General features: G+C 68.0%; 6 protein-coding genes and 2 pseudogenes. 3 read left to right on the top strand and 5 right to left on the bottom strand.

Annotated features, from left to right (window positions below):
* Nucleotides 1-215: pseudogene (locus A5651_RS18100) on the top strand (hypothetical protein); the annotation flags it as partial.
* On the top strand, nucleotides 215-898 hold the full coding sequence (locus A5651_RS18095) for a DUF2561 family protein (protein ID WP_066983811.1): 684 nt from the start codon (nucleotides 215-217) through the stop codon (nucleotides 896-898). The pseudogene A5651_RS18100 and the gene A5651_RS18095, both read left to right, overlap by 1 nt.
* Before the next feature lie 35 nt (nucleotides 899-933).
* Here the strand turns inward: A5651_RS18095 and A5651_RS18090 are convergent, their stop codons facing one another.
* The 4 genes from A5651_RS18090 to A5651_RS18075 are packed head-to-tail and all read right to left on the bottom strand — an operon-like array spanning nucleotide 934 to nucleotide 5,330.
* Complete coding sequence (locus A5651_RS18090) at nucleotides 934-2,655, bottom strand: cytochrome bc complex cytochrome b subunit (RefSeq protein ID WP_066983809.1); 1,722 nt, start codon at nucleotides 2,653-2,655, stop codon at nucleotides 934-936.
* Nucleotides 2,652-3,869: a ubiquinol-cytochrome c reductase iron-sulfur subunit gene (locus A5651_RS18085; RefSeq protein WP_255361830.1), complete on the bottom strand. Its 1,218-nt coding sequence runs from the start codon at nucleotides 3,867-3,869 to the stop codon at nucleotides 2,652-2,654. Before A5651_RS18085 ends, A5651_RS18090 begins: the two co-directional genes overlap by 4 nt.
* Nucleotides 3,866-4,687: a c-type cytochrome gene (locus A5651_RS18080; protein ID WP_197496666.1), complete on the bottom strand. Its 822-nt coding sequence runs from the start codon at nucleotides 4,685-4,687 to the stop codon at nucleotides 3,866-3,868. Before A5651_RS18080 ends, A5651_RS18085 begins: the two co-directional genes overlap by 4 nt.
* Before the next feature lie 31 nt (nucleotides 4,688-4,718).
* Complete coding sequence (locus tag A5651_RS18075) at nucleotides 4,719-5,330, bottom strand: heme-copper oxidase subunit III (RefSeq protein ID WP_066983801.1); 612 nt, start codon at nucleotides 5,328-5,330, stop codon at nucleotides 4,719-4,721.
* Nucleotides 5,331-5,398: 68 nt separating this feature from the next.
* Here A5651_RS18075 and trpD point away from each other — a divergent pair, with 68 nt between their 5' ends.
* Nucleotides 5,399-6,460: an anthranilate phosphoribosyltransferase gene (gene trpD, locus A5651_RS25005; protein WP_231988732.1), complete on the top strand. Its 1,062-nt coding sequence runs from the start codon at nucleotides 5,399-5,401 to the stop codon at nucleotides 6,458-6,460.
* On the opposite strand, the pseudogene A5651_RS18070 reads toward trpD, so the two are convergent.
* Nucleotides 6,398-8,206: pseudogene (locus A5651_RS18070) on the bottom strand (DEDD exonuclease domain-containing protein); the annotation flags it as partial. The gene trpD and the pseudogene A5651_RS18070 sit on opposite strands and share 63 nt — an antisense overlap.
* Nucleotides 8,207-8,236 lie beyond the last annotated feature (30 nt).

Raw genomic sequence — 8,236 nt, 5'->3', positions numbered from 1 at the left:
CCGTCACCTACATCGACGCCTCGGGCCGCAGCCGCACCCAGCGCAACGTGTACATCCCGTGGTCGCTGACCGTGACGCCGATCTCGCAGTCCGAGGTCGGCTCAGTGCAAGCGTCCAGCCTGTTTCTCGTCAGCAGGCTCAACTGCTCGATCACCACGAGCGACGGCACCGTATTGTCCTCGAATACCGGCAACTCCGCACAGACAAGCTGCTGATGACATATAACACCGGCATCCGGCCCCACTCCGGCTCGCGGTTCGACCCGAACTCCGACGACGCCGAGAACGTCGACCGGATCCTGCTCGGAGCATGTGCGGTGATCTGGCTGGCCGCCTTGGGCGCAGGGGTCGCCGCCACGGTTGCGCTCGTCGACCTGGGCAACGGCCACGAAGAATCCTCCAGCGATTCGGGCACACCGTGGCTGCTGTACGGCGTGATCGCCGTGTCCGCACTGGTCATCGTCGCCGCGATTCCGCTGCTGGTGCGCGCCCGACGGGCGGCGCTGGACGACCCGCGCTCCGGCGGGGCCGCCGGCGCCCGTCCTGCGGCCGGAAGGACTCAGGCGGTTACCAGAGCGGCCGACCCGCGCACCCAGACCATCCGCACGGCTCGGCCGGCCGCGACGGCCACGCAGCGCAGCGCGTATGCGTCCCTGAGCACGTACGACGCCGCCTTGCCGCCCGCCGTGGACAGGGTGTGGTTGCGCTGCGCCGTGCTCATCGCGTCCGCGATGGGCGTTGGGCTACTGGCGATCGGTATCGCCACCTATCTGATGGCGGCCGGCCACGATACGTTTTCCTGGGCCGTTTATGTCGTCGCCGGCCTCGTCACGCTCGCGCTTCCGGCCGTTCCGTGGTTCTTTCTGCGCCAACTACGCGACCTCATGGATAAGCCCTGATAAGCCCTGACGGATCAGGGCTTGTCGAGTCGGCGTCAGTGTCCGTTCGTCGAGCCGTGCCCGTCGGACGAGCCGTGCCCGTTCGGCTCGCCGTTGGTCGAACCGTTGCGCTCCTGACGCTCACGTAATGCGGTGAGCGCCTTGCGCTCTCCGGCATGCTGCGCCTCAACGAGAGCGTCATGCTGCTCGACGGGATCGGCCCGCAGGAAGCTGCCGGTCCCCGGCGAGCCGCTGTAGCCGAGCTTGTTCATCCGCTTCGGCACGGGCGCGCCCTGGTACTCCAGCGGGATCGGATGACCATGCTCGTCGACCGGTCCGAGCGGCTGGTGCAGCTCGATGTAGGCACCGTGCGGTAGCCGCTTGATGATGCCCGTCTCGATGCCGTGCTCCAGCACCGCGCGGTCGCTGCGCTGCAGCCCGATGCACCACCGGTAGGCGATGTAGTACACGATCGCGGGCAGCACCACCATGCCGATGCGGCCGATCCACGTCGTCGCGTTCAGCGAGATGTGGAACTTCAGCGCGATGATGTCGTTCATCGCGCACAGCGTCAGCACCATGTACAAGGCGATCGCCATGGCCCCGATTGCCGTTCGCACCGGAGCGTCACGGGGTCGCTGCAACAGGTTGTGGTGCGCCTTGTCGCCGGTGAACCTGGCCTCCAGGAACGGCCAGGCCGGCAGCAGGATGAACACCACACCCATGCCCAGCGCTACCCAGACGGGCGACGGAATCGTGTAGTTGCCGATGTAGATCTCCCACGGCGGGAAGATGCGCGCCAGGCCCTCGGTCCACATCATGTAGAAGTCGGGCTGGCTACCCGCCGACACCTGAGACGGCTTGTAGGGACCCAATTGCCAGATCGGGTTGATCTGCAGCAGGCCGCCCATGAGGCCGAGAATGCCGGTGACCATCGCGAAGAACGCGCCCGACTTCACCGCGAACACCGGCATGACGCGGACACCGACGACATTGGTCTCGGTGCGGCCCGGGCCGGGGAACTGCGTGTGCTTCTGGAACCACACCAACGCGAGGTGGGCGCCAATCAGCGCGAGGATGATGCCGGGGATCAACAGGATGTGCAGCGCGTACATGCGCGGAATGATGACGCCGGTCGAACACTCGTATCCGACACCGCCGCAAGGGAAGTCGCCACCGAATAGCGCCCAGTGCAGCCACGTGCCGATCACCGGCATGCCCAGCGTGATCGAGGAGAGCGCGGCGCGCAGACCGATGCCCGACAGCAGGTCGTCGGGCAGCGAGTAACCGAAGTACCCCTCGAACATCGCCAGGATCAGCAGGAGGGAACCGATGATCCAGTTCGTCTCACGCGGACGTCGGAACGCGCCGGTGAAGAAGATGCGGGCGAGGTGGACCATGATCGACGCCGCGAATAGCAGTGCGGCCCAGTGGTGAATCTGGCGCACGAACAGGCCGCCGCGCACCTCGAAGCTGATGTCGAGCGTGGAGGCGTAGGCCCGTGACATCTCGACACCGCGCAACGGCTGGTACACGCCGTCGTATGTGACCTCGACCATCGACGGGTCGAAGAACAGCGTCAGATACACGCCGGTGATCAGCAGCACGATGAAGCTGTACAACGCGATCTCACCCAGCAGGAACGACCAGTGCGTGGGGAACACCTTGTTGAGCTGTCGGCGCACCGCCGCCGAGGGGTGATACCGCGAGTCGATCGCGTCGCCCTGTGAGGCCGCAATCTCTGCGAGGCTGGGCGGTTTCGGCAGTTTCGGACTCATGATGTCTTCCGTTCCCAGAATGCCGGACCGACGGGCTCGATGAAGTCACCGTTGGCGACCAGGTACCCGTCCTTGTCGATGGTTATGGGCAGCTGCGCAAGGGCGCGCGCAGCCGGGCCGAATATGGGTTTCGCGAAGTGCAACGCGTCGAACTGCGACTGATGGCACGGGCACAGAATGCGGTAGGACTGCTGCTCGTAAAGCGAAGCCGGGCAACCCAAGTGCGAACACACCTTGGTGAACGCGAACAGATCACCGAAGTTGAAGCTCTCCTGACCCTGGCGCTTAACGACCCTGTGCATGTCGCCCGGCTTGATACGGATCAGCATCACCGGGTTACGCACACCCATCAGGATCTCGTTGAGCCGGTGGTGCGACTCGGTGGTCGTGCCGTCACCGTCGGACTCCCGCCACGGGAACACGGTCTCCATGCCGCCCGCGTCGAGGTCCTCCGGGCGCATCTTCACGAAAGGCGCTCCGGTACCGGCGTTGCCGGTCGCACGGGCCAAGAAAATCGTTTCCCCCTTGAACCTCGGCGTCCAGCCCGACGTCCACAGCACGGCCTTCTTGCCGTCGGCGGTCGGCACCACCGGCTTCCACGGATTCTTGATCAGGCCGCCGATGAAGGCCACCAGCGTGCCCGCACCGAACGCGCCGAGCCCGATACCCAGAGACAGCCCGATGAGCTTGCGGCGCTTGATCGTCGAGCTCTCCAACCCGTCGGCAAGGTTCGCCGCGACGGTCTTGCGCTGGATCTCGGGTGAGCGGCCGTCGTGGCGTTCCTGGATGGAGATCTCTTCGGGAATGAACTTCTTCTGGTAGAGCACCGCGCCGATGCCGATCGCCAGAATCGACAGCCCGAACGTCAGCCCGTACAGCGGGGTGGCCAGGTCATACCACGAGTGGCCCTCGGTGTCGCCACCCCTGTACTCCCACGGCCAGAACAGGAAGACCAGCAGCAGCGCCAGGCCCGAAAGCCCGCCCAGCAGAAGCCAATTCGCCACCAGACGCTCGGCGCGCTTCTCGGCCTTGGTGCCCTTGACCGGCCAGCGATCCTCCTTGTAGACGATCTCGACGCCGTCGAGTTTGCCGCCGAGCTCCAGCAGCTCCTCGCGCGACATCGACGCCAGTTCGGCGTCGCTGGGTTGCCCGGGAACGCCGGCATGGCCGGGAGCGTCCGTGCCCTTCGGGGTGTTGTCAGCGTCGGTGCTCACGACCGTGCTCCGATCCACAGGGCCGCCGCCACGACGGCCACGATCCCAATGATCCACGCGGCCATGCCTTCCGAGCTCGGTCCGAAACCGCCGAGGCCGTATCCGCCGGGATCCGGCGCTTCGGTCGCCATCCGCACGTAGGCCACGATGTCGCGCTTCTCCTCGGGGGAGAGCTGGCGGTCGGAGAACTTCGGCATGTTTTGCGGGCCGGTCAGCATCGCGGTGTAGATCTGCGCGGGTTCGGCGTCGCTGAGGCTCGGGGCGTACTTACCCGACGACAGCGCACCGCCCTTGCCGGTGAAGTTGTGGCAGGACGCGCAATTGAGCCGGAACAGGTCGGCGCCGCGGGCGACGTCGTCGCCGAGCAGCGACTCCGAGGCCACCTGGCCGTTGTCGGTGCGCGGCACCGTGGGACCGCCGCCATGGGCCTGGACATAGGCGCCCAGCGCGTCGATCTGCGACTCGTCGAACACCGGCGGCTTCGACGCCGCCTGAGCCTCGCCGCGCATGGCGGGCATCCGGCCCGTCGAAACCTGGAAGTACACGGCGGCCTCTCCGACGCCGATGAGGCTGGGCCCGCGGTCGGGCACACCCTGGAGGTTGACGCCGTGGCAGGTCACACACGAGGTGTCGAACAGCTGCTTGCCGGTGCGCAGCAACGCCGAGGCCGACTCGTCGGCGACGGCCACCTGAGGCGTCGGCGTCAAGGTGGCCGCCAGGCCGCCCGCTAACCCAAGTCCGATCAGCAGCAGCACCGCTGCCGAGAGTCGCCGACGTAGCCGACGGCGAGACTTGCTGGTCATCGAACCCCTTCTCATCGCAGGCCCACCGGAGGTAGCGGTGCGCCGATCATCGGACGAAGTAGATGGTGGCGAACAACGCGATCCAGACGATGTCGACGAAGTGCCAGTAGTACGACACGACGATCGCCGCCGTCGCCTGTGCGGGCGTGAACTTGCTCATCGTGGTTCGCGCCAGCAGGAAGACGAAGGCGATCAGGCCGCCGATCACGTGCAGGCCGTGGAATCCGGTGGGCAGGTAGAACACCGACCCGTATGCGCTGCTGGAGATCGTGGTGCCGTGCTCGACGAGGTGGATGTACTCGTAACCCTGGCCGAGCACGAAGAACAGCCCCATCAGGAACGTGATCACGTACCACCGGCGCAGCCCGAACACGTCGCCGCGCTCGGCGGCGAACACGCCCATCTGGCAGGTGAACGACGACGCGATCAGCACCATGGTCACCGGCACGGCCTGATACAGGTTCAGCTCGGTGGGCGGCGGCGGCCATTCCCCGCCGGCCTGAGAGCGCGCGGTGAAATACATCGCGAACAGCCCAGCAAAGAACATCAACTCGCTGGAAAGCCAGACGATGGTGCCGACACTGACCATATTTGGCCGGTTCAGCGAATGTACGCGCGACGTGATCGCGGTTCCCGAGGTCCCTACTGCGCTCGTCACACCGCAAGTATGACGCTTTGTAGTTGTTCAACTCCACCCGGGTCAGGCAATTCGTCATAATCTCAGCCGTGACGTCTTCCGACACCCCGCCGACCTGGCCGTCGCTGCTGGGCAGGCTGACCACCCAACAGTCGTTGAAAACGGGTGAGGCGGCCTGGGCGATGGACCAGATCATGACCGGCGCCGCCACGCCGGCGCAGATCGCGGCCTTCGGCGTGTCGATGAAGATGAAGAAGCCGACCTCGGCCGAGGTGACCGAGCTGGCCAACACGATGCTGTCGTATGCCCGCCGGGTGCCCACCGACGAGATCGGCACCGAGACCGTCGACGTGGTCGGCACCGGTGGGGACGGTGCGAACACCGTCAACCTGTCGACGATGGCGTCGATCGTGGTGGCCGCCGCAGGCGTCCGCGTGGTCAAGCACGGCAACCGCGCCGCGTCGTCGCGCAGCGGCGGCGCCGACACCCTCGAGGCGCTCGGGGTCCGCATCGATCTCGAGCCCGAGCAGGTGGCGCGCAGCGTCGCCGAGGTGGGCATTGGATTCTGCTTCGCCCCGCATTTCCACCCGTCCTACCGGCACGCGGGCGCGGCACGTCGCGAGATCGGCGTCCCGACCGTGTTCAATCTGCTTGGGCCGCTGACGAATCCGGGTTCGCCGCGCGCCGGGCTGATCGGTTGCGCATGGGCCGACCTGGCCGAGGTGATGGCGGGGGTATTCGCGACCCGGCGCTCCAGCGTGCTGGTGGTGCACGGCGACGACGGGCTCGATGAGCTGACCACCACCACGACGAGCACGATCTGGCGCGTGCAGTCGGGCACCGTCGAGAAGCTGACGTTCGATCCGGCCGGGTTTGGCTTTCCGCGAGCCGACATCGCGGCGCTGGTCGGCGGAGACGCGGAGAGGAACGCCGCCGAGGCGCGCGCCGTGCTGGGCGGCGCCAAGGGGCCCGTCCGCGACGCGGTGATCCTCAACGCCGCAGGCGCGATGGTGGCCCACGCAGGATTAACCAGTGGCGCCGAATGGCTCTCGGCGTGGGAGTCGGGGCTGACCCGGGCCGTCGAGGCGATCGACTCCGGTGCGGCCGAACAGCTGCTCGCGCGTTGGGTGCGGTTCGGTCAGCAGGTGTGACGAGTCGAGGGTCTGCTCGGCGGCCAGCCGCGCCGATCGCGCGGTCTCGGCCCACGCCGCCCACCGTCCCGCGGACCCCACCGGCGACGCCCACCCTGGGTCGGCCCGCACGATGCGCACACCCGGTTTGGCCAGCCACCGCATGATCAACGCCACCTCCTCGACGAGCGCCCCGCCCAACGGTGCGGGAGCGGCCAGAATCGACTGTGCCCCAGCGCCTATCGCGTCGATGACGGGCATCGGCGGCACTCCGCGCGCCGCGACACCGGCGGCGGCCAACTGTCCGTTGCGGATCACTGCGAGATGCCAGCCGCCGGCTCCGTCGGGACGCGCCGCGACCAACTCGGTGACCGCGGTCAGCGCCCGCAGCCGCTGACCGCGCCACAGCACCTCGATCGCGGCCGCGGCGTGGTCGCGCAGCCGCGCGGCCGTCTCGTAGCGGTGGTGGCCGGCCAGCTCCTCGATGCGGGCCCGTATCTCGGTGAGAGCCCGGTCGTCGCGCCCCTCGATCAAAGCCGCCGCGCGCCGCGGCGCGTCCGCGTAGTCGGCGGCGTTGACACCGCGGGACGCGGGGCAGGGTGCCAACTCGCGTTCGGGGCAGGCCGGCCCGTGCAGAGCCGATCGCGCAAGCCGGCCGGTGCAGGTGCGCAGGCCGGTGAACCGGGCCAGCAGATCGGCCGTCTCGACCGCGTCACCGCGGACGCGGAACGGCCCGATAGCGTTGTCGCCCTTCGGGTTCCTCACGATGGAGAATCGCGGAAACGCTTCGTCGGTGAGCGTTATCCACCACCAGCGGCGCGGAAACTTCGACCGACGGTTGTACGGCGGCGCGTGAGCGGCCAGCAGCCGCAGCTCGCGCACACCCGCCTCGAGCTCGTGGGCGCACTCGACATGGTCGATCGCCGTCGCCAGCGCGACCATCTCCTTGATGCGTGGCCGCGAGTCCGAGCCGTTGAAGTACTGGCCCGCGCGCCGGCGCAGGTCTACCGCGGTGCCGACATAGAGCACTCCGCTGCTTCGCGGGGACCCCACGTCGCCGGGACCGCGGAACAGATACACCCCGGGCCGGTGCGGAAGGCTCGCGGCGAGCGTGCGCTTGCGACGCTGCTCCGGCGTCACGTCCGGCAGATACGAACGCAGGTCGGTGTAGGTGTGCACGCCTTGGTTGCCGACCCGCTCGATGAGCCCGTGCAGCACGTCGACGGTGGCGCGGGCGTCGTCGAGTGCGCGGTGGGTGGGCGTGGAGGCGGCGCCGAACAGCCGGGCCAGCTCCGACAGCCGCACGCTGGGCGCTTCGTCGCGAGTCAGCACCCGGCGCGCCAACCGGACGGTGCACAGCACGGGTGGGCGCGGCCACGGAAGCTGGCAGCGCTCGGCCGCGGCGCGCAGGAAACCGACGTCGAACCCCGCGTTGTGGGCCACGAGCACTGCCCCGCGGGCGAACTCGAGGAATGCCGGCAGCACCGACTCGATCGTGGGCGCGTTGTACACCATCGCCGATGTGATCCCGGTGAGCGCAACGATCTGCGGCGGAATGCTGCGGCCCGGGTCGACCAGCGTGGCCAGTTCGCCCAGCACGACACCGCCGCGCACCTTGACCGCGCCGATCTCGGTGATGGCGTCGACGTTGTCGCCGTCGCCGGTCGCCCGACCGCCCGTGGTCTCGAGGTCGACGACGACGAAGGTGGTGTCACGCAGGGAGAGGTCACTCAGCGGATCGACGTCGGCGAAGCTGAGCTGACCCATGCGCTGAAGGTAGGCAGTGCCACCGACAGC

This window comes from Mycobacterium sp. 1274761.0 (assembly GCF_001668615.1).
Taxonomy (GTDB): Bacteria; Actinomycetota; Actinomycetes; order Mycobacteriales; family Mycobacteriaceae; genus Mycobacterium.
The sequence above is the reverse complement of the archived record's forward strand: the minus strand, read 5'-3'. Positions and strand labels throughout refer to the sequence as shown.

Excerpts from the sequence above, each read along its gene's own strand:
- A5651_RS18080 (WP_197496666.1), bottom strand. The coding sequence starts at position 4,687 with ATGAGAAGGGGTTCGATGACCAGCAAGTCTCGCCGTCGGCTACGTCGG.
- A5651_RS18095 (WP_066983811.1), top strand. The coding sequence starts at position 215 with ATGACATATAACACCGGCATCCGGCCCCACTCCGGCTCGCGGTTCGAC.
- A5651_RS18090 (WP_066983809.1), bottom strand. The coding sequence starts at position 2,655 with ATGAGTCCGAAACTGCCGAAACCGCCCAGCCTCGCAGAGATTGCGGCC.